Annotated in this window: 15 protein-coding genes; 5 read left to right on the plus strand and 10 right to left on the minus strand. The window is 72.7% G+C overall.

Features of this window, described 5'->3' with window-relative positions; genetic code table 11:
• Positions 1 to 110: 110 nt before the first annotated feature.
• Positions 111 to 464 carry a hypothetical protein gene (locus tag AMK25_RS23020; protein ID WP_192900199.1) on the plus strand — a complete coding sequence of 118 codons (354 nt, stop codon included), beginning with the start codon at positions 111 to 113 and terminating at the stop codon, positions 462 to 464.
• Positions 465 to 525: 61 nt separating this feature from the next.
• Here AMK25_RS23020 and serA read toward each other — a convergent pair whose 3' ends face one another.
• Complete coding sequence (serA, locus tag AMK25_RS23025; protein ID WP_073830436.1) at positions 526 to 2,124, minus strand: phosphoglycerate dehydrogenase; 1,599 nt, start codon at positions 2,122 to 2,124, stop codon at positions 526 to 528.
• Between the two features lie 262 nt (positions 2,125 to 2,386).
• On the opposite strand from serA, the gene AMK25_RS23030 reads away from it, so the two are divergent.
• Positions 2,387 to 4,069 (plus strand): tetratricopeptide repeat protein, encoded by a 1,683-nt coding sequence (locus AMK25_RS23030; RefSeq protein ID WP_073830437.1) that lies wholly within the window; start codon positions 2,387 to 2,389, stop codon positions 4,067 to 4,069.
• 84 nt (positions 4,070 to 4,153) lie between these two features.
• Here AMK25_RS23030 and ilvC read toward each other — a convergent pair whose 3' ends face one another.
• From ilvC to AMK25_RS23050, 4 genes are all read right to left on the minus strand, one after another.
• The gene (gene ilvC, locus AMK25_RS23035) at positions 4,154 to 5,167 is read right to left on the minus strand and encodes a ketol-acid reductoisomerase (protein ID WP_073830438.1); all 1,014 of its coding nucleotides are present in this window, start codon (positions 5,165 to 5,167) and stop codon (positions 4,154 to 4,156) included.
• A 59-nt stretch (positions 5,168 to 5,226) separates the two neighbouring features.
• Positions 5,227 to 5,742, minus strand: coding sequence for an acetolactate synthase small subunit (gene ilvN, locus AMK25_RS23040; protein ID WP_073830439.1), 516 nt, complete (start codon positions 5,740 to 5,742; stop codon positions 5,227 to 5,229).
• On the minus strand, positions 5,742 to 7,637 hold the full coding sequence (locus AMK25_RS23045; RefSeq protein ID WP_073830440.1) for an acetolactate synthase large subunit: 1,896 nt from the start codon (positions 7,635 to 7,637) through the stop codon (positions 5,742 to 5,744). Before AMK25_RS23045 ends, ilvN begins: the two co-directional genes overlap by 1 nt.
• A gap of 180 nt (positions 7,638 to 7,817) precedes the next feature.
• Positions 7,818 to 10,265: a putative bifunctional diguanylate cyclase/phosphodiesterase gene (locus AMK25_RS23050; RefSeq protein ID WP_073830441.1), complete on the minus strand. Its 2,448-nt coding sequence runs from the start codon at positions 10,263 to 10,265 to the stop codon at positions 7,818 to 7,820.
• Between the two features lie 110 nt (positions 10,266 to 10,375).
• Here AMK25_RS23050 and ilvD point away from each other — a divergent pair, with 110 nt between their 5' ends.
• The gene (ilvD, locus tag AMK25_RS23055; RefSeq protein WP_073830442.1) at positions 10,376 to 12,223 is read left to right on the plus strand and encodes a dihydroxy-acid dehydratase; all 1,848 of its coding nucleotides are present in this window, start codon (positions 10,376 to 10,378) and stop codon (positions 12,221 to 12,223) included.
• A gap of 82 nt (positions 12,224 to 12,305) precedes the next feature.
• The gene (locus AMK25_RS23060; protein ID WP_241826450.1) at positions 12,306 to 13,028 is read left to right on the plus strand and encodes a hypothetical protein; all 723 of its coding nucleotides are present in this window, start codon (positions 12,306 to 12,308) and stop codon (positions 13,026 to 13,028) included.
• Between the two features lie 104 nt (positions 13,029 to 13,132).
• On the opposite strand, the gene AMK25_RS32470 is transcribed toward AMK25_RS23060, so the two are convergent.
• The 3 genes from AMK25_RS32470 to AMK25_RS23070 all read right to left on the minus strand — a co-directional run bounded on the left by AMK25_RS32470 (position 13,133) and on the right by AMK25_RS23070 (position 15,963).
• Entirely contained in the window at positions 13,133 to 13,306 is a 174-nt protein-coding gene (locus AMK25_RS32470) for a hypothetical protein (RefSeq protein WP_198937632.1), read from the minus strand.
• A 244-nt stretch (positions 13,307 to 13,550) separates the two neighbouring features.
• Entirely contained in the window at positions 13,551 to 14,945 is a 1,395-nt protein-coding gene (locus AMK25_RS23065) for a stress response protein (RefSeq protein WP_073830509.1), read from the minus strand.
• Between the two features lie 313 nt (positions 14,946 to 15,258).
• Positions 15,259 to 15,963, minus strand: coding sequence for a TetR/AcrR family transcriptional regulator C-terminal domain-containing protein (locus AMK25_RS23070; RefSeq protein WP_083664799.1), 705 nt, complete (start codon positions 15,961 to 15,963; stop codon positions 15,259 to 15,261).
• 87 nt (positions 15,964 to 16,050) lie between these two features.
• On the opposite strand from AMK25_RS23070, the gene AMK25_RS23075 reads away from it, so the two are divergent.
• Positions 16,051 to 16,746: a DUF4386 domain-containing protein gene (locus tag AMK25_RS23075; RefSeq protein ID WP_073830444.1), complete on the plus strand. Its 696-nt coding sequence runs from the start codon at positions 16,051 to 16,053 to the stop codon at positions 16,744 to 16,746.
• Here the strand turns inward: AMK25_RS23075 and AMK25_RS23080 are convergent.
• Complete coding sequence (locus AMK25_RS23080) at positions 16,743 to 18,434, minus strand: SulP family inorganic anion transporter (protein ID WP_073830445.1); 1,692 nt, start codon at positions 18,432 to 18,434, stop codon at positions 16,743 to 16,745. The two genes, AMK25_RS23075 and AMK25_RS23080, sit on opposite strands and share 4 nt — an antisense overlap.
• A complete protein-coding gene (locus AMK25_RS23085; protein ID WP_013284484.1) occupies positions 18,431 to 18,769 on the minus strand; it encodes an ArsR/SmtB family transcription factor in 339 nt (112 codons plus the stop codon). Before AMK25_RS23085 ends, AMK25_RS23080 begins: the two co-directional genes overlap by 4 nt.
• Positions 18,770 to 18,821 lie beyond the last annotated feature (52 nt).

Consider the following 18,821-nt stretch of genomic DNA (forward strand, 5'->3'; position numbering starts at 1 on the left):
ACGCAAGAGTCTCCACAGCGGACGCTTGGGAATCGGTGTCGGCAATCAGCCGGTGAACGCACGGTGGGGCAGAGGTGACGGGCCGGGCCCGGGATGGCACGCTGTCCGCCGTGAGTTTCGATCTGAGCGTGTGGGCCCTGCCGAACGGGGCGACACCGGACCAGGTGCGGGCGGCGGTGCAGCAGTGCCGCGAGGGCTGGCACGGCAGGCAGCAACCCGACCCGAGGCTGGTCGCCTTCTACCGGGCGATCACGGCGAGCTACCCCGACGGGCCGACCCGGCCGGGTACGCCCTGGGAGGCGCCGTTGCACACGGCCGCCGACCACATCGAGATGAACCTGAACCCGACCTGCCCGGACCAGGTCCTGCTGGACATCGAACGGCTGGCCGGCGAACACGACCTGATGCTCTTCGACGCGCAGGACGGCTCGGTCTACCCGCCACCGGCCCGCGTGCGTTCCTGACCGGCCGGAACGACGAAGGGCCCGGCCGCATCCGGCCGGGCCCCGATGTGTCCTGTCCGGACTACACGTCGCGCAGGTCGGCGGCGCTGGCCGCCACCGCGCCGATCGAGTCGGCGGCGGAGGTGAGCAGGTCGGCGCCGAGCGCCTGGTCGACGGTGAGCGTCATCAGCGTCTCGCCACCGGCCTCGCGGCGGGCCACCTGCATGGCGGCGATGTTGACACCGGCCTCGCCGAGCAGCGTGCCGACGGTGCCGACCACGCCGGGCCGGTCGGCGTAGCGCAGGAAGACCAGGATGCCCTCCGCGCCGATCTCCACGTCGAAGCCGTCCACCTCGGTCAGCTTGAACACGTCACGGGCGCCGGTGTGCACCACGGTGCCGGACACCCGGACGGTACGCCCGTCCGGCAGCGCGCCGCGCACGGTCACCAGGTTCGGGTGGTCGACCGTCTCGCCCGGCGTGGCCAGGGTGACCTCGACGCCCCGCTCGGCGGCCAGGTGCGGCGCGTTGACGTAGGTGACCTGCTCCTCCACCACGGAGCTGAACAGCCCCTTGGTGGCGGCGAGCTTGAGCACCGACACGTCGTGGCCGGCGATCTCACCGCGCACCTCGACGGTCACGCTGGCGGCCACCCCGCCGGCCAGGGCGGTGAACGCCCGGCCCAGCCGCTCGGCCAGCGGCAGCAGCGGGCGTACGTCCTCGGCGACCACGCCGCCAGCCTGCACGTTCACCGCGTCCGGGACGAACTCGCCCTGGAGCGCGAGCTTGACGCTCTTGGCCACGGCGAGACCGGCCTTGTCCTGCGCCTCGTTGGTGGAGGCGCCCAGGTGCGGGGTGGCCACCACGTTGTCGAAGGCGAACAGCGGCGAGGAGGTGCAGGGCTCCTTGGCGTACACGTCGACGCCGGCGCCGGCGACCCGGCCCTCCGCGATCGCGTCGGCGAGCGCCTGCTCGTCGACCAGCCCGCCGCGGGCCGCGTTGACGATCCGGACGCCCGGCTTGACGATCGCCAGCTCCTTCTCGCCGATCAGGCCCACCGTCTCCGGCGTCTTCGGCAGGTGGATGGAGATGAAGTCGCTCTCCCGCAGCAGCTCCTCCAGCCCGACCAGGCGGACGCCGAGCTGCGCGGCGCGGGCCGGCTGGATGTACGGGTCGTACGCGATCAGCCGGGTGCCGAACGCGGCGATGCGCTGGGCGAAGAGCACGCCGATGCGACCGAGGCCGACCACGCCCACGGTCTTGCCCTGGATCTCCACGCCGGTGTACTTGGACCGCTTCCACTCGCCGGCCTTGAGCGCGGCACTGGCGCTGGCGGTGTTGCGGGCCACCGCCAGCAGCAGCGCGACGGCCTGCTCGGCGGCGGAGACGATGTTCGAGGTGGGCGCGTTGACGACCATGACGCCCCGAGCGGTGGCGGCGGGCACCTCGACGTTGTCCAGACCGACGCCGGCGCGGGCGACCACCTTGAGCCGCGGCGCGGCCGCGATCGCCTCGGCGTCGATCTGGGTGGCGCTTCGTACGATCACCGCGTCGGCCTCGGAGAGCGCGGAGAGCAGGGCCGGGCGGTCGGTGCCGTCCACGTGGCGCACGTCGAAGTCGTGGGCGAGCACCTCGATGGCGGCGGGGGCGAGTTCTTCGGCGATCAGTACGACAGGATTCATCGGTCCTCGTAGACGTCGTATGCGGTCGGTTCGGGGCATCAGGACGCCGCGCTGCGCCCTCCGCTGATCCGCACCATGGCCGTCGGTGCGCTCGGGCACCACACCAAGGATGGTAGGTGGCCGTCCGCCCGGCGTGTCCCGGAGTGCGGGGTGAGGGCCCTCACACAGGCCCGTCGCACGCCTGTCATCCCCCGTTCACCGGGCACCGCGCTGGCATCGGGCCGCTACAACGGGAGCTGTCGTCACGAGGGAGGAAGCGCCGATGTCGGTGGTCGTCCGGATCGCGCTGCTGCGGCCGATGGCCCGGCTCGACCCGCTCGGCTGGGGGCCGAGGCTGGCCGAGGCGTTGATCACCCGGTCCCAGGTGGTGAGCGGACTGCGGGGCGGAACGGCCCGGCGGACGGCCGCCGCCGAGGAGGCGGTGGCGCTCTGCTGTCGGCTGGTCGCCGAACGCCCGGATCGGCACCGGACGGCTCTGGCCCGGGCGCTGGTGGCCCGCGCCGGCGTGCCGGACGTCCGTCCCACGACCGCGGTCATCGCCGAGCTCAACGAGGCGATCGGGTACGTCGAGGAGTCGTCCGACCGGCTCGGGCTCGTGGCGCTCGCCACCGCTCGGACGCTGCTCGCCCGGCACCGGTCCCATCTCGGCGAGGTACGGGAGGCGCTCGCGTCGACGCGGCTGGCGCTACGCGCCTGGGCCGGCGCGGAGCCGCTCACCGCCGACGACCGGGCCCGGCGGATCCTCACCCTGCTGGCCACCGGCGAGGCGGCGACGGCGCTGGGGCGGCACGACGAAGCTCTGGACGTTCGCCGGCAGGCGCGGAACGCGTACCTCGCGCTTCCCTGGCGGCATCGGTTCCGCTGGAAGGCCGCCGGCGCCGAGACGGCGGTACACCTCGCGTCCAGCATGGCGGTGAACGGTCGTCACCGGGAGGCACTGGAACTGCTGACGGCGTCCGCGGCGGACCTGGAGGTGCTCCGCTCCGTCACACCGGTGCCCGGGCACCGTGTCTCCGCCGACGCGCTGCTGACCGAGTCGCGCTGCCGGCAGGCACTCGGAGAGGTCGAGGCGGCCGAGCGGGCCGCCGCCGGGGCGGTCGACCTCCTACGGCCCTGGGTCGACCAGACTCCCGGGGTACGCGGGAGCGGCCTGGCCAAGGCGTTGCGCGCGCACGGCTCACTGCTGCTGGAGACGGGCCGACCGGACGAGGGCGTCGCCCGCCTCGCCGAAGCCGTCGAGGTGGCGCGCGCCGGCGGGGGCGTCCCACTGGCGCAGTCACTGATGGCGCTCGTCCCGGCACGGATGACGGTCGGCGCGTGGGACGACGTGGAGCCGCTCCTGGAGGAGCTGCTGCCGCTCTGTCGACGGCGGGCCCACGACCTGCCCGAGGTGTTCCGCCCGCTGCTCGTCCAGGGCCTGTGCGCGGTGACGGTCATGTCCGCCTTCAAGCGGGGCGACGAGGATCCGCCGCCGCCCGGCACGCGGATCGCCGGTATGACCGGGACAGCGGCCGGCCGGGAGGCGGTCGAGCTGGCCCGGTCACTGGTGGCCGGACAACCGACCTACCGTGGGCTGCTGAGCGAGGCCCTGTTCTGCCTGGAGCGGGCCCTGTACCGGTCCGGTGACGTGGCCGGGGCGGCCGAGGCGCTGCGGGAGTGCGTGGCCCTGCGCCGGGAGCTGGCCGACGAGGATCCGGCCCGCCGGGCCGGCCTCTCCCAGGCGCTGGGCAATCTCGGCAACCGGCTGGACGCGCTGGGCCGGCTCGACGAGGCGTACGACGCCCACCGCGAGTCGGTGGAGCAGGCGCGTGCGGTGGACGGCGGGCTGCCGCCCGCGGAGATGGCCGTCGCACTGCGCAACCTGGCCACGTCGCTGGCTGCGCTCGGCCGCCCGGACGAGGCCGGGCGGGCACTCGCCGAGGCGGACCGGCTGGTGGCCACCTGACCGGCGGTGGGTGGGTGGAGCGGACTGCGGCCCGCGCCCGGACGCCGGAGAGAGCGTCGGGTCGCGGGCCGCACGTGGGAGGGTTCAGGCGGTCTCGGTGATCGGCCGGTCGACCCAGCTCATCATGCCGCGCAGCTTCTGTCCGGTCTCCTCGATCGGGTGCGCCGCGCCCTCGGCCCGCCACTTGGCGAAGTTCGGCCGGCCCGCCTCGTCCTCGGCCACCCACTCGCGGGCGAACTCGCCGGACTGGATCTCGCCGAGGATCTTGCGCATCTCCTCCTTGACCCGGGAGTCGATCACGCGCGGGCCACGGGACAGGTCGCCGTACTCGGCGGTGTCGGAGATGCTGTAGCGCATCCGGGCGATGCCGCCCTCGTACATCAGGTCGACGATGAGCTTCAGCTCGTGCAGGCACTCGAAGTAGGCCACCTCGGGCGCGTAGCCGGCCTCGGTGAGCACCTCGAAACCGGTCTGCACCAGCGCCGCCGCGCCGCCGCAGAGCACCGCCTGCTCGCCGAACAGGTCGGTCTCGGTCTCCTCGGTGAACGTGGTCCGGATCACGCCGGCCCGGGTGCCGCCGATCGCCTTCGCGTAGGCCAGGGCCAGCCCGAGCGCGTTGCCGCTGGGGTCCTGCTCGACGGCGACCAGGCAGGGCACACCCTTGCCGTCGACGTACTGGCGGCGGACCAGGTGACCCGGGCCCTTCGGGGCGACCATCGCCACGTCCACGTCGGCCGGGGGCTTGATCAGGCCGTACCGGATGTTGAAGCCGTGCCCGAAGAACAGCGCCTTGCCGGCGGTCAGGTTCGGCGCGATGGCCTCGGCGTAGAGGCCCCGCTGGGCGGTGTCCGGCGCCAGGATCATGATCACGTCGGCCTCGGCGGCCGCCTCGGCGGGAGTGAGCACGCGCAGGCCCTGCTCCTCGGCCTTCGGCCGGCTCTTCGACCCGGCGGGCAGGCCGATCACCACGTCGACGCCGGAGTCGCGCAGCGACAGCGCGTGCGCGTGGCCCTGGCTGCCGTACCCGATCACGGCGACCTTGCGGCCCTGGATCAGGCCCAGGTCGGCGTCGTCGTCGTAGAACACCTCAACGCTCATTGACTTCCCTTTCGTACGGCGGAGCCCGTCGGCCCGTCGAAAAAACTTGTGGGTACGGATCAGGCGGCGCGCAGGGCCGGGCCGGCGGTGATGGCCCGCGAACCCCGCCCGATGGCCACCGTGCCGGACTGGACCATCTCCTTGATGCCGAACGGCTCCAGGTCACGCAGCAGCGCGTCGAGCTTGTCCGGCGTGCCGGTGGCCTCGACGGTGAGCGTGTCCGGCGCGACGTCGACCACCCGGGCACGGAACAGGCCGACCGTCTCCAGCACCTGGGCGCGGGCCGCGCGGTCCGCGCGGACCTTGACCAGGAGCAGTTCCCGCGCCACCGACACCTGCGGGTCCAGCTCCACGATCTTGAGTACGTTGACCAGCTTGTTGAGCTGCTTGGTCACCTGCTCCAGCGGCGAGGACTCGGCGTTGACCACGATGGTGATGCGGGAGACGTCCGGGTTCTCGGTCTCGCCGACGGCGAGGCTGTCGATGTTGAACCCGCGCCGGGAGAACAGCCCGGAGACCCGGGCGAGGACACCCGGCTTGTTCTCCACGAGCACGGACAGCGTGTGCATGGTCATCAGAGCTCGTCCTCGTCGAAGGCGGGGCGCACGCCCCGCGCGAACATGATCTCGTCGTTGCTGGTGCCGGCGGCGACCATCGGCCAGACCATCGCGTCCTTGCCGACCACGAAGTCGATGACCACCGGCGCGTCGTTGATCGCCATGGCCGCCTCGATGGTCTTGTCCACGTCGGCGGCGTTCTCGCAGCGCAGCCCGACGCAGCCGAGCGCCTCGGCGAGCTTGACGAAGTCCGGGATGCGGTGCTTGTGCGTGCCCAGCTCGGTGTTGGAGTAGCGCTCCCCGTAGAACAGGGTCTGCCACTGCCGCACCATGCCCAGGTTGCCGTTGTTGATCACAGCGACCTTGACCGGGATGCCCTCCAGCGCGCAGGTGGCCAGCTCCTGGTTGGTCATCTGGAAGCAGCCGTCGCCGTCGACCGCCCACACCGTGGTGTCCGGCTTGCCGACCTTGGCCCCCATCGCGGCCGGGACGGCGTAGCCCATGGTGCCCAGGCCGCCGGAGTTGAGCCAGGTGTGCGGCTTCTCGTACGAGATGAACTGGCTGGCCCACATCTGGTGCTGGCCGACGCCCGCCACGTAGATCGCGTCCGGGCCGGCGATCTCGCCCAGCCGCTTGATCACGTACTGCGGGGAGAGCGTGCCGTCGGCCGGCTCCTCGAAGCCGAGCGGGTACCGCTCGCGCAGGTCGTCGAGCTGCGCCCACCAGTCGGTCAGGTCGACCGACTGGTGGGCGGCCTGCTCGGCGGTGACAGCCGCGATCAGCTCGTCGATGACGTGCCGCGCGTCGCCCACGATCGGGACGTCGGCGTGCCGGTTCTTGCCGATCTCGGCCGGGTCGATGTCGGCGTGGACCACTGTCGCGTCCGGCGCGAACGAGTCCAGCCTGCCGGTCACCCGGTCGTCGAAGCGGGCGCCCAGCGCCACGATCAGGTCGGCCTTCTGCAGGCCGTAGACCGCGGACACGGTGCCGTGCATGCCCGGCATGCCCAGGTGCTGGCGGTGCGAGTCGGGGAACGCGCCCAGCGCCATCAGCGTGGTGACGACCGGGATGCCGGTCTGCTCGGCCAGCTTCCGCAGCCCCTCGGTGGCGCCGGCCTTGAGCACGCCGCCGCCGACGTAGAGGATCGGTCGGCGGGCGCCGGTCATCAGCCGGGCCGCCTCGCGGATCTGCTTGCCGTGCGGGTGCAGCGTGGGCCGGTAGCCGGGCAGGTCGAGCGCGGGCGGCCAGGAGAAGGTCGCGGGCGCCTGCAGGACGTCCTTCGGGATGTCGACCAGCACCGGGCCGGGCCGGCCGGTAGCGGCCAGGTGGAACGCCTCGGCCAGCACCCGCGGGATCTCGTCGGCCGTCTGCACCAGGAAGTTGTGCTTGGTGATCGGCAGCGTGATGCCCTGGATGTCCGCCTCCTGGAAGGCGTCGGTGCCGATCGACGGCCGGGCCACCTGGCCGGTGATCGCCACCATCGGCACCGAGTCCATGTAGGCGTCGGCGATCGGGGTCACCAGGTTCGTCGCGCCCGGGCCGGAGGTGGCGATGCAGACGCCCACCCGGCCGGTGGCCTGCGCGTAACCGGTGGCCGCGTGCCCCGCGCCCTGCTCGTGGCGGACCAGGATGTGCCGGACCGTCGAGTCGTAGAGCGGGTCGTACGCGGGCAGGATCGCACCACCCGGAATGCCGAAGACCACGTCGACGCCGAGCGCCTCCAGCGACCGCACGAGCGAACCGGCGCCCGAGACCTGCGCGGTGGCGGGCTCCCGTACGGGCGTCTCGGTGGTGGCGGCCGCCGGAGCGGCACGGCCGGGGCGGGCGGCGGAGTCGGAGTCACCGGCCGCGCCGGTGCCGGAACGGGCACGGCGGGCGGAGTGGGCGAGGGTCTCTGGCGTGGGTCTCGTCATGGCGGTTCAAGCCTTCGGAAGTGAGTGGGTGACGCGCTTCTCAGGATGGGACGCGGAGGTCCCGCGATGGGTCCGACGGCAACAAAAAAGCCCACGTGCAGGATGCACGGGGCCAGCGCACTCTCGGTGGGAGAGTGCGCTCAGGTAAGTACTCGCGGCGACCGGTTCGACGACATGCGGCTAAGCCTGACGCATCTCACGCGATGAGTCAACTGATCCCACATTTTGGTTCACGGACGTGGGCGTTTCGGTACCCGGCATGCCCTCCACCCCCGGCCCCACCTGCGAAGATCCCTCCATCGGAGGACGCTGGGCGGGGACCGCGGCGGGCGGGTTGTTACGCAACCGGGGCAGCAACGGGGACGGGCTGTGCGCCGGCGGGGCCGGTGGCGCCTGGGGCATCGCGGTGTGCCGGTTCCCGGGCGCGGTCGCCGCCTCCAGCATCGCCTCCAGGTGCTCGGCCGGTACGCCCCAGCCGAACAGCGCCCCCTGACCGAACCGGCAGCCGGCGGCCACCACGGCGGCGAGCTCGGTCGGGTTGGTCACACCCTCGGCGATCACCTCCAGGCCGAGCTGGTGCCCCAGGCGCATGACGATGTCGACCATCGGGGCGAACGCCGGGCCGTCCCGCCCGACCGGCCGGACCGGCTCGTGCTCGGCGACCAGACTGTGGTCGATCTTGAGAATGTCGATCGGCAGCCGCCGGAGCTGGCCGAGCGAGGAGTAGCCGGCGCCGAAGTCGTCCAGCGCGATCCGGACGCCGGTCAGCCGCAGCGCGGTGAGCCGCCGGATCAGCTCGTCCACGTCGGTGGCGACCGCGTGCTCGGTCACCTCCAGCACCAGCCGCTGCGGCGGCACGTGGTGCGCGCGCAGCGCCTCGGCGACCTGGACCACGTACTCGGGCGCGTGCAGCTCGCGCGGTGAGACGTTCACCGACACCCACACGTCGTGCCCGTCGGCGAGCCAGCGGGAGAGCTGGTAGCAGGCCTGGTGCAGCACCCACGCGCCGAGCTTGGCGATCATCCCGCACTCCTCGGCGAGCGGGATGAACTCGTCCGGCCGGACGTTGCCCAGCTCCGGGTGACGCCAGCGCAGCAGCGCCTCCGCGCCGACCGGCCGCACCGACGGCAGCGAGGCCACCGGCTGGAAGACCAGCCGCAGCTCGTCGCGCTCGATCGCGCCGCGCAGCTCGTGCTCCAGCCGGGTACGCCGGCTCAGCAACTGGTCGTACGTCGCGTCGTAGCGCTCGATCCGGTTCTTGCCCCGCTGCTTGGCGTAGCGCAGGGCCAGGTCGGCGTTGCGCAGCAGCAGCTCCACGTCCGCCTCGCCGTGCCCGGCCGCCACCCCGATGCTCACCGACAGGAAGACCGGCCCGTCCCCCTGCTCGTACGGGCGGCCGAGCACCCCGAGCAGCCGGTCGGCCACCGGGCCCGGATCGGCCGACCCGTGCATCAGCACCGCGAACTCGTCACCGCCGAGCCGGGCCGCCAGGTCACCGGGCCGCAGGTTGCCCCGCAGCCGCCGCCCCACCTCGATCAGCACCGCGTCGCCGACGTCGTGGCCCCGCATGTCGTTGACGTTCTTGAACCCGTCCAGGTCGAGCCCGAGCAGGACGCAGGGCACACCCGCCTCGGCGCCGCGGTGCAGCGCCCGCAGCAGCCCACGCCGGTTCGCCAGCCCGGTGAGCGGGTCGGTGTGCGCCAGCTCACGGAAGTGTGCCTCCCGCTCGGCCAGCCGGCCCGCGTAGCCGCGTACGTCGTTGAGCGCCAGGTACTGCCGGGTGACCAGGGCGAAGCCCTCGACGGTGCCGGCCACGATGGCGTACCCGTCGAACCCGCCGCCCTGCACCAGGTGATACATCGCGGAGGCGGCGATGGCGAACATCGGCACGAAGGCGTATTCGCCGTCGCGGCGGATGAGATCGACGTCGAGCTGCATCAGGTCGGCGCGGCGGCCGGCCACGGCGGTGGCGAGCAGGCCGGCGGCGGTCAGCGCGGCGCCGGTCAGCGCCAGGCCGGGGCCGGCCTGGCAGAGCCCGGCCGAGACGCCCAGCCCGCCCGCGGTGACCGCTGTCGCGCCGACGCCGAGCAGGGTCAGCCACCCGCGTGGCGGCGCGACCCGCAGCACCAGGATCACTGTGAGCCCGGTGGTCAGCGCCGCGATGATCGTGGCCAGCAGGATCGGCAGGCAGGCGGTCGGCGTGGCGTCGCCGAGGAGCCGGGTCGGCTCGCTGAACGCCACCCAGCCGGCGAACCAGAGCGCGCTGCCCATGATCAGGCCGTCGAGCAGCAGCCGGGCGGTGGTGGCGCGGGTCGCGGCGGCGCCGGGCAGCCGGAGCACTGCGGCGCCGAGACCGAGCCCGGCGAGCGTGGTGCCCACCGCGACCAGGATCGCCCAGCCGGTCCGCTGGCCCTGCCGGTGCGCCCAGTGGTCCCCGGCCGCGAACAGGCCGGCGAGACCGACCAGCAGGCTGAGCAGGGCCGCCCCGGCGGCAACGGCCAGCAGCAGGTGGGCCTGCCGGCGAGGGCCGGTGCGACGCCGCGCGGACGCGGCGAGCAGCGCCGTGGCGGCGGCCGCGGCGATCCCGCTCAGCGCCGCGACGGTGACCATCCCCGGGGACGACTGCACGCGTCAACTGTGCCGGATGAGCGCCCCCCGTGGGGCACCGGGTGTGCAACTGTTGGGACACAGGGTGCGCGGCGGGGGCGCGCCGCGGGGATGGTGTCAGACTGGGTGTCATGCCTGAGCTGCGGTCGAGGACCTCCACCCACGGTCGGACGATGGCCGGCGCCCGGGCCCTCTGGCGGGCCACCGGGATGACCGACGACGACTTCGGCAAGCCGATCGTCGCCATCGCCAACAGTTTCACCCAGTTCGTACCCGGTCACGTCCACCTCAAGGACCTCGGCGGCCTGGTCGCCGACGCGGTGGCCGAGGCCGGCGGCGTGGGGCGGGAGTTCAACACCATCGCCGTGGACGACGGCATCGCCATGGGCCACGGCGGCATGCTCTACTCCCTGCCCAGCCGGGAGCTGATCGCCGACGCGGTGGAGTACATGGTCAACGCGCACTGCGCGGACGCCCTGGTGTGCATCTCCAACTGCGACAAGATCACCCCGGGCATGCTGCTCGCCGCGCTGCGGCTCAACATCCCCACCGTCTTCGTCTCCGGCGGCCCGATGGAGGCCGGCAAGACGGTGGCGATCGAGGGCGTCGTCCACTCCAAGATCGACCTGATCGACGCCATGATCGCCTCCTCGAACGAGGCGGTCACCGACGACCAGCTCGGCGAGATCGAGCGCTCCGCCTGCCCGACCTGCGGGTCCTGCTCCGGCATGTTCACCGCCAACTCGATGAACTGCCTCACCGAGGCGATCGGCCTCGCGCTACCAGGCAACGGCTCGACGCTCGCCACCCACGCCGCGCGCCGGTCGCTGTTCGTCGAGGCCGGGCGCACAATCGTGGAGATCGCCAAGCAGTGGTACGAGAACGACGACGCCTCGGTGCTGCCGCGCTCGATCGCCGGCCGGGAGGCGTTCGAGAACGCGATCGCCCTCGACGTGGCCATGGGCGGCTCCACGAACACGGTGCTGCACCTGCTCGCCGCCGCCCGCGAGGCGGAGCTGGACTTCGGCGTCGCCGACATCGACGCGATCTCCCGCCGGGTGCCGTGCCTGGCCAAGGTCGCCCCGAACTCGCCGAACTACCACATGGAGGACGTGCACCGGGCCGGTGGCATCCCGGCCATCCTCGGCGAGCTGGACCGCGCCGGGCTGCTGCACCGTGACGTGCGGGCGGTGCACTCCCCCGGCCTCGACAAGTGGCTGGCCGACTGGGACGTGCGCGGCGGCTCGGCCACGCCGGAGGCGATCGAGCTGTTCCACGCCGCCCCGGGCGGGGTGCGCACCACCGAGCCGTTCTCCACCGCCAACCGCTGGTCGTCGCTGGACACCGACGCGGCCGGCGGCTGCATCCGCGACCGGGAGCACGCGTACAGCGCGGACGGCGGGCTGGCCATCCTGCACGGCAACCTCGCGCCGGCCGGCTGCGTGGTGAAGACCGCCGGTGTGCCCGAGGAGTGCCTGACGTTCCGCGGCCCGGCCAAGGTCTACGAGTCGCAGGACGACGCGGTGACCGCGATCCTCGCCAAGGAGATCGTCGCCGGAGACGTGGTGGTGATCCGGTACGAGGGCCCGAAGGGCGGCCCCGGCATGCAGGAGATGCTCTACCCGACCTCGTTCCTCAAGGGCCGCGGGCTGGGCCGCTCCTGTGCGCTGCTCACCGACGGCCGGTTCTCCGGCGGCACCTCCGGCCTGTCCATCGGGCACGTCTCCCCGGAGGCGGCCTCCGGCGGGCTGATCGCGCTGGTCCGCGACGGCGACGAGATCGTCATCGACATCCCGGGCCGGTCGATCGAGCTGAACGTCCCCGCCGACGAGCTGGAGGCGCGCCGGGTGGCCGAGGAGAAGCGGGACCGCCCGTACACCCCTGTCGACCGGCAGCGTCCGGTGTCGGCGGCGCTGCGCGCGTACGCCTCGATGGCGACCTCGGCCAGCGACGGCGCCTACCGCCGCGTCCCCGAGTGACGTAAGGAAGGGCCCCCTCTTAACGCCTGCGGTAGAGGAGGGGGCCCTTCTTAACGCCCGCGCGCCGGTAACGTCCGGCGGCGTGGAGACGACTGTGAGCTACGCGCGACTGGTCCGCCCGGCGATCGACCGGGTCTACGTGGGCGCCCGCTGGGCAGCACGCGCCCGGATGGAGGCGTTCTACGCCGAGCAGGGCTGCACACTCGGCGCGGAGAACAGCTTCTTCTCCGGCGTACTGGCCCGGCCGATGCCCGCCGAGGCGCTGGCCGACGGCCTGGTCTACACCTCCGGCAGCATGGACAAGGAACTGGAGCAGGGCGTCGTCGTCAGGGACGGCGAGGGCGCGTGGCACCTCACCGAGCTGGGCCGGGAACTGACGCTGTTCGCGCAGCGCGCCACCGGCGAGGCCGCCGAAGAGCTGTGGGCCATGCTGCCCGGGGTGCTGCCCGGCCTGGCCATCGTGCCCCGGCTCGCCGACCTGGTCGGCCGGGTGCTGGCGCACGCGCAGGCCACCGGCGGGCCGGTGTTCCGGGCGATGTCCCCGCCGTACGAGCCGGCGGGCGCCTCCCCGGCGCTGCTGCTCGTCACCCGGCTGGGCTCGTTGCGGCACCACCGCGCGGACGCCCACCGGGCCTCGTGGCGGGCCGCCGGGCTGAAGGCCGACGAGATCCGCGCGCTGCCGGACGGGCCGCAGCGCGCGGCGATCGAGGCGGACACCGACCGCCGCGACGAGCCCGCGTACGCGGTGCTCACCGAGGCTGAGCGGTGGGAGCTGCTGGCCGGCCTCGCCGCCCTGCCCAACTAGTGCTCGCCCGCAGAGCCGTTGGGTGGAACCCCATGGGTGTCTCCGGTCCCGTTTGACACCCGTGGCGTTCCACTCGCCGCGAGGGCGCGCCGCACGACGGCAGGTCAGGGCCGGGTGGGGTCCTCCTCGGCCGGGGCGGTGCCGTCTATCGGCAGGCCGAACTCGGCCGGTGAGTTCTCGTCGGTTCCGTCCAGGTCCGCGTGCGGCTCGTCCGGGGTGACGTCGTCGGGGTCTGCGCCTCCGGCGTGCAGTTCGGAAAGCTCAACCGGATCAGTCATACCGCCCTGGTACCCGCCCGGCGCCGCCCGAACCCGGCGGTGCCGGTAGGCGTCCGTTACAGGGCGAGCCGGAAGAGCACCTCCGCGTCGAGGGCGTCCTGGCGTTCAAGCGCGGCTACGCCGAGTGGTCCGAGGGCGAGAACGCCGAATACTCACTCCCGCCCTATGCCCTGGCCGCACTGGCCTGACGCGCCCGCCTGATACCACCAACTCGGGTCGGAAGCTCGGCGGCGAGACGGTGGGATCACTCGTCGGTGCGGTCCGAGGAGCCGGAGCCGCCGGGCGTTCCCTGGGTGTCGAACTCGGGGCTGTCCTGGGACGAGATGGCGGTGGAGACGAGGCTGGAGGCGACCGGCTGAACGGGGATCACGTCCTCCGACGTACGCAACCGGGGCGCCGCGGGCATCCACGGCTTGAGGTTCTGGATGATCTGCTCGTAGAAGTCGTCGATGGCGTGCAGCACGGAGTCGATGAAGGCGCCCCGACCACTGCCACGCTTGGTTCCCGCAGCTGTGCTCTGGGCGATACGGAAAGCCCGCAGTTCACGCGAGGGATCGCTGATGAGCGTCGTCGGCTCGGCGCGTACCTGACGGAGGAGATCGGTGGCGCCTCCGCCCCGGGCGTGCATGGCGAATGCCTCGATCCGGACCGTGTCCGGCGCGTCCCTCAGTTGACGGACCAGCCAGTTCACCCGGGTGGTCGGCCGGCCGGACCGCGGAGCGTCGACATCGACGTGGCAGACGATCTGCCCGGCCCGCAGATCGGCCGTCACGTGAAGGTGCCCGACCGCGCCCGGAATCCGGATGCTGCCGCTCAGGGTGCCGGCACTGGCGAGTTGATTGGCGAGCGACTGGGTGCGTGCGGCCGGATCGGCGAGGTCGCGGCGGCTCAGCGCGGGAGTAACGTCGGTGCCCAACTGTCGGCCGAGTCGGAGGCACGCGTAACGGATCAAGGCGTCGAAGCGCCCGGCGACCTGCGCTGCCGCGTCGTCGCCGGCCCGCAATGTCCCGGCCGACACCCCGTCCCGAACCTGCACCCAGGCCGGTCCCATGTCGCTGAACTCAAGAGCGCCCGAACGCGGGTGTTCGAGATATCGGATCAGCTCGCCCAGAACCCATGCCTGATCCGGGTCTGCGATGCCACGGTATTCCTTCTGAATCACGGCCTGGGTCAGGATCTCCGTCCAGGGCAGGTGATACAGGGCGACCTTGCGCAGTTTCCGGCGATCGACGGTCGTCGGATGCTGACCCGGGACGGGAGCGATCTCGTTGGAGATCGTGATGAGGGCGTCGAATCCCTGCTCGCGCGCGATGTCCAGGTAGGCCTCCAACTGCTCGGATCGCAGCGGGTTACTGCCGGTCTTCACCTCCACGAGTGCGGTCCACTGACGCTGTCCTCTGGTGACGCGGATGAGGCCATCCGGAAAGAGCTGCTGGTTTCCGAGCTTGAAGGGAACCTCGATGAAGGTCTGCACGACTCCGGCCGGCGCGCCGACGGACTGGGTCAGGACACGCCCGAACTCCCGGACCGCGCTCATCACCGCCAGCAGGGCGGAGGTCGCCCGGCGTTCCTGCTCCTCGGCGCCGTTGATGCCCGAGGTGGGAATCAGACGCGCCGCGAGCCAGGTTTCCTCAGACATAAGTGACTCCTCGTGAATGCGGTGGTACGAGAAGTTACTCGCGAGCACGGTCGAAAAGTGGTGCGACCATCGGCGCGTACGAACGGAAAGAGTTGACCAGTCGGATGTCGAGCGATCCGTCCCGGTCGAAACCGAATGCCGGACGGATAGGCCAGCTCATCAATTCGGCTTTGGTCGGCTTCTCAGTCCGATACCTGACTGCGAATGGCAGGGACCGAGTCGCGTGGGTGGAGCGCCGTGGGTGTCAAACGGGCGCGGCGACACCCATGACGTTCCACCCGGCAGCTCGCGTCCGCCCGCCCGCGCGGGCGGTTCAGGCGCGCGGCAGGTGTCGTTCGAGGCCGTCGAAGAGCAGGTCGAGCGTGAACTCGAACTCGGTCTGAGAGTCGCACCACCCGAGCGTCGGATCGGCCGCGTCGTGCATCTCGGCGGCCACCATCGCGGCCAGGTGCGGCAGCCGTTCCGCCAGCGCCATCATCTCCGCTTCCGCCGCAACCTCGTCGGCTGCCCCGGCCGCGTCCGGGCGGAACACCTCCTGGGCAAAGCCGAGCGCCATGCTGCCGAACGCGTGCAGCGCCCGGTGGGCGATCCGGTACGAGAAGCCGCCCTCGACGAGGGTGGCGAGGATGCCGTCGTAGTAGGCGTACACCCCGGCGGGGACGGTCGGGCGGGAGCTGAGCAGCGCGGGAGCCCACGGGTGCCGCAGCATGACCGCGCGCGCGGCGAGGAAGCGCAGCCGCAGCCGGGTACGCCAGTCACCGCCGGGCGCGTCCGCCTCGGCAAGCTCGGCGGCTGAGGTGATCTCCGTGGCGACCGCGTCGACGAGGCCGTCGAGCAGTCCGGCCTTGCCGGGTAGGTGGTGGTAGAGCGACATGGCCTCGACGCCGAGTTCGGCGGCGAGCCGGCGCATCGTGAGCGCCCCCATCCCTTCGGCGTCGACAAGGGCGATCGCGCTGGCCAGGGCCCGCTCGCGGCTCAGCGGCTCCCGAGGTTTCCTCGCTCCCATCCGGCTCCCCATCTCCTCTTGACCTTACAACGTATGGTTGGCCTTACGGCGTAAGGCAAGCTCAGCCACGGCACGTCGATCACCCCCGTAGGAGCCGCCATGCACCAGCTGATCCGTACCGCCCGCGTGACCGGGCTGTTCTACCTCGGGCTCGCCGTCACCGGCGCGCTGGGGTTCCTCACCGTCCGCCCGATGATCTTCGACGCGGACGACGCGGGCGCGACGCTCGCCAATCTGGTGGCCCACGAGTCGCTGGCGCGCGTCGGCATCGCCCTCGAACTGCTGGTCGTCCTGACCCAGGCGCTCACCGCCGTCTGGTTCCACCGCCTGTTCCGCAGTGTCGACAGCACCGCCGCGGGCAGCATCGCCGCCTTCGGGCTCGTCAACGCCGTCGCGATCCTCGGCAGCGCCGCCGTGCTCGCCACGGCCCTGGGGGTCGCGACCGGCGGGCCGGGCGACGCCGACACCGTCCAGCTGCTCTACCTGGTCAGCGGGAACCTGTGGGAGGTGGGCGGGCTCTTCTTCGGCCTGTGGCTGGTGCCGATGGGCTGGTGCGTGCTCCGGTCCGGCTGGCTGCCCCGCCCCCTCGGCTGGGTCCTCGTCGCCGGCGGCGTCGGCTACGTGCTCATGACGTTCGTCGCGTACCTCGCCCCCGGCGCCGGGGGCGCGGGCGACCTGCTGGTGGTGCCCGCAACGGTGGGCGAGGTGTGGATCCTCGGCTACCTGATCGTCTTCGGCGTGCGGAAGCAGGAGGAGGTGGAGGTGGAGGTGAACGCCGAGGTGACGAGAGCCTAGGCGGGGCTCGCGGCGAGGGCGACACCCCGGGCGTACCGGATCGCGGCCGGGGTGTCCGCGAACACCAGCCCCTCGCGGCGCAGCTCCTCGGCGACGCCGAGCGTGCTGAGCACCTGGTCGTGGCCCGGGGTGATGCCGGAGATCAGCACCGTGATTCCCCGGCCGCGCAGCCGGGCGATGGCGTCGCCGAGCACCTGGGCGCCGGTGGCGTCGATGGTGGAGACGCGGGACATCCGCAGGATCACCACCCGCACGTCGGCCACCTCGGCCAGCTCCAGCAGGAAGGTGTGCGCGGCGGCGAAGAACAGCGGCCCGTCGAGCCGGTACGCCACGATGTGCTCGGCGAGCAGCTCGTGCTCCTCGGCGCTGTGCTCGCCGGTGTCCAGCGGCACCTGTTCCAGCCTGGCGCTGCGGGCGACCGCACGCAGCGCCAGGACCACCGCGACGGCGAGCCCGACGACCACTGCTGTCACCAGGTCCCAGATCACAGTGACGGCGAACGTCAGCACCAGCACCACCGCGTCGGCCCGGGTGGCCCGCATCAGCGCCAGCAGGGAGGCCGCCTCCACCATCCGGATGGTGGTGGCGAGCAGCACACCGGCCAGGGCGGCCAGCGGGATGCGGCCCACGAGCGGGGCGGCGGCGAGCACGATCGCGGCGAGGGCGACCGCGTGGGTGAGCGCGGCGAGCTTCGAGGACGCCCCGGCGCGGACGTTGACCGCCGTACGGGCGATGGCGGCGGTCGCCGGGATGCCGCCGAACACCGGGGAGGCGAGGTTGGCCAGGCCCTGGCCGAACAGTTCCCGGTCCGGGTCGTGCCGCTCGCCGACTGTCATGCCGTCCGCCACGGTGGCGGAGAGCAGGCTCTCCAGCGCGGCGAGCGCGGCCACTGCGAGGGCGCTGGGCAGCAGCACGCCCACCGCGCCGAGGTCCAGGAAGCTCAGCGACGGCGCGGGCAGCCCTTGCGGCAGCTCGCCGATCCGGGCCAGGTCGATCGGGGCCAGCTCGGCGAGGAGCGTCGCGGCGGCCACCCCGACCAGGGAGAACGGCACGGCGGGCCGCCACCGGGCGCCGAGCAGCATCAGCGCCGCCACGCCGAGCGCCACAGCGATCGCGGCGGGCCGGGGCTGCGCGGCGAACCGGGCGACCGCGTCGGCGGCCACCGCCCACACCTTCTCGCCGTGCGCCCCGGCGACGCCGAGCGCGGCCGGCACCTGTTGCAGCGCGATGACGACGGCGATGCCGGCGGTGAAGCCCTCGATGACCGGAGTCGGCAGGTAGCGGACGTACCGGCCGAGGCGGGCCAGGGCGAGCGCGATCAGGATCAGCCCGGCCAGCACGCCGACCATCAGCACGCCACCGGCGCCGAACTGCTGCACCACCGGCACCAGCACGACGGTCATGGCCCCGGTGGGGCCGGAGACCTGGAGATTGGAGCCGCCGAAGATCGCCGCGACGGCCCCGGCGACCACGGCGGTGACCAGGCCGGCCTGCGCGCCGAGCCCGGAGGTGACGCCGAAGGCGAGCGCCAGGGGCAGCGCCACCACGGCGACGGTGAGGCCGGCGAGCAGGTCGCGCCGGGGCGAGCGGCGCACTGCCGCCCAGTCGGCCCGGCCGGGCAGCAGCCCGCCGAACAGCCGGCCTGCCTGCCGTACGAGATCACCACCACGAAGGGCCACCCCGCTCACCGGTCCGTCCCCGACGCCCGCAGCTCGTCCAGCAGGGCGTCCCGGTCGGTGAGGACCGCGCCGAGGATGCGCCGCCCGGCGGCGAGCAGGTCGGCCACGTCGGGGGTGCTGAGCGCGTACATGACCAGGGGGCCGTCGCGGTAGGAGGTGACCATGCCGGCCCGGCGCAGCACGGCGAGCTGCTGGGAGAGGTTGGACGCCTCCACGTCGATGGCGGCGAGCAGGTCGCGTACCGGCTTCGGCCCGTCCTGGAGCAGTTCGAGCACCCGGATGCGGACCGGGTGCCCGAGGGTGCGGAACAGCTCCGCCTTGGCCTGGTACAGCGGCACCGACATGACACACCCCTCCGACGACTCTGAAGACTTTAGCACTTGCAGAAGTCTTCAA

This window comes from Micromonospora sp. TSRI0369, from assembly GCF_001905625.1.
Lineage (GTDB): Bacteria > Actinomycetota > Actinomycetes > Mycobacteriales > Micromonosporaceae > Micromonospora > Micromonospora echinospora_A.

Coding starts and splice junctions, on each gene's coding strand:
- AMK25_RS23065 (WP_073830509.1), bottom strand. CDS start 14,945: ATGTCTGAGGAAACCTGGCTCGCGGCGCGTCTGATTCCCACCTCGGGC.
- AMK25_RS23045 (WP_073830440.1), bottom strand. CDS start 7,637: ATGACGAGACCCACGCCAGAGACCCTCGCCCACTCCGCCCGCCGTGCC.
- AMK25_RS23030 (WP_073830437.1), top strand. CDS start 2,387: ATGTCGGTGGTCGTCCGGATCGCGCTGCTGCGGCCGATGGCCCGGCTC.
- ilvD (WP_073830442.1), top strand. CDS start 10,376: ATGCCTGAGCTGCGGTCGAGGACCTCCACCCACGGTCGGACGATGGCC.
- AMK25_RS23085 (WP_013284484.1), bottom strand. CDS start 18,769: ATGTCGGTGCCGCTGTACCAGGCCAAGGCGGAGCTGTTCCGCACCCTC.
- AMK25_RS23070 (WP_083664799.1), bottom strand. CDS start 15,963: ATGGGGAGCCGGATGGGAGCGAGGAAACCTCGGGAGCCGCTGAGCCGC.
- serA (WP_073830436.1), bottom strand. CDS start 2,124: ATGAATCCTGTCGTACTGATCGCCGAAGAACTCGCCCCCGCCGCCATC.
- AMK25_RS32470 (WP_198937632.1), bottom strand. CDS start 13,306: ATGACTGATCCGGTTGAGCTTTCCGAACTGCACGCCGGAGGCGCAGAC.
- ilvC (WP_073830438.1), bottom strand. CDS start 5,167: ATGAGCGTTGAGGTGTTCTACGACGACGACGCCGACCTGGGCCTGATC.
- ilvN (WP_073830439.1), bottom strand. CDS start 5,742: ATGACCATGCACACGCTGTCCGTGCTCGTGGAGAACAAGCCGGGTGTC.
- AMK25_RS23075 (WP_073830444.1), top strand. CDS start 16,051: ATGCACCAGCTGATCCGTACCGCCCGCGTGACCGGGCTGTTCTACCTC.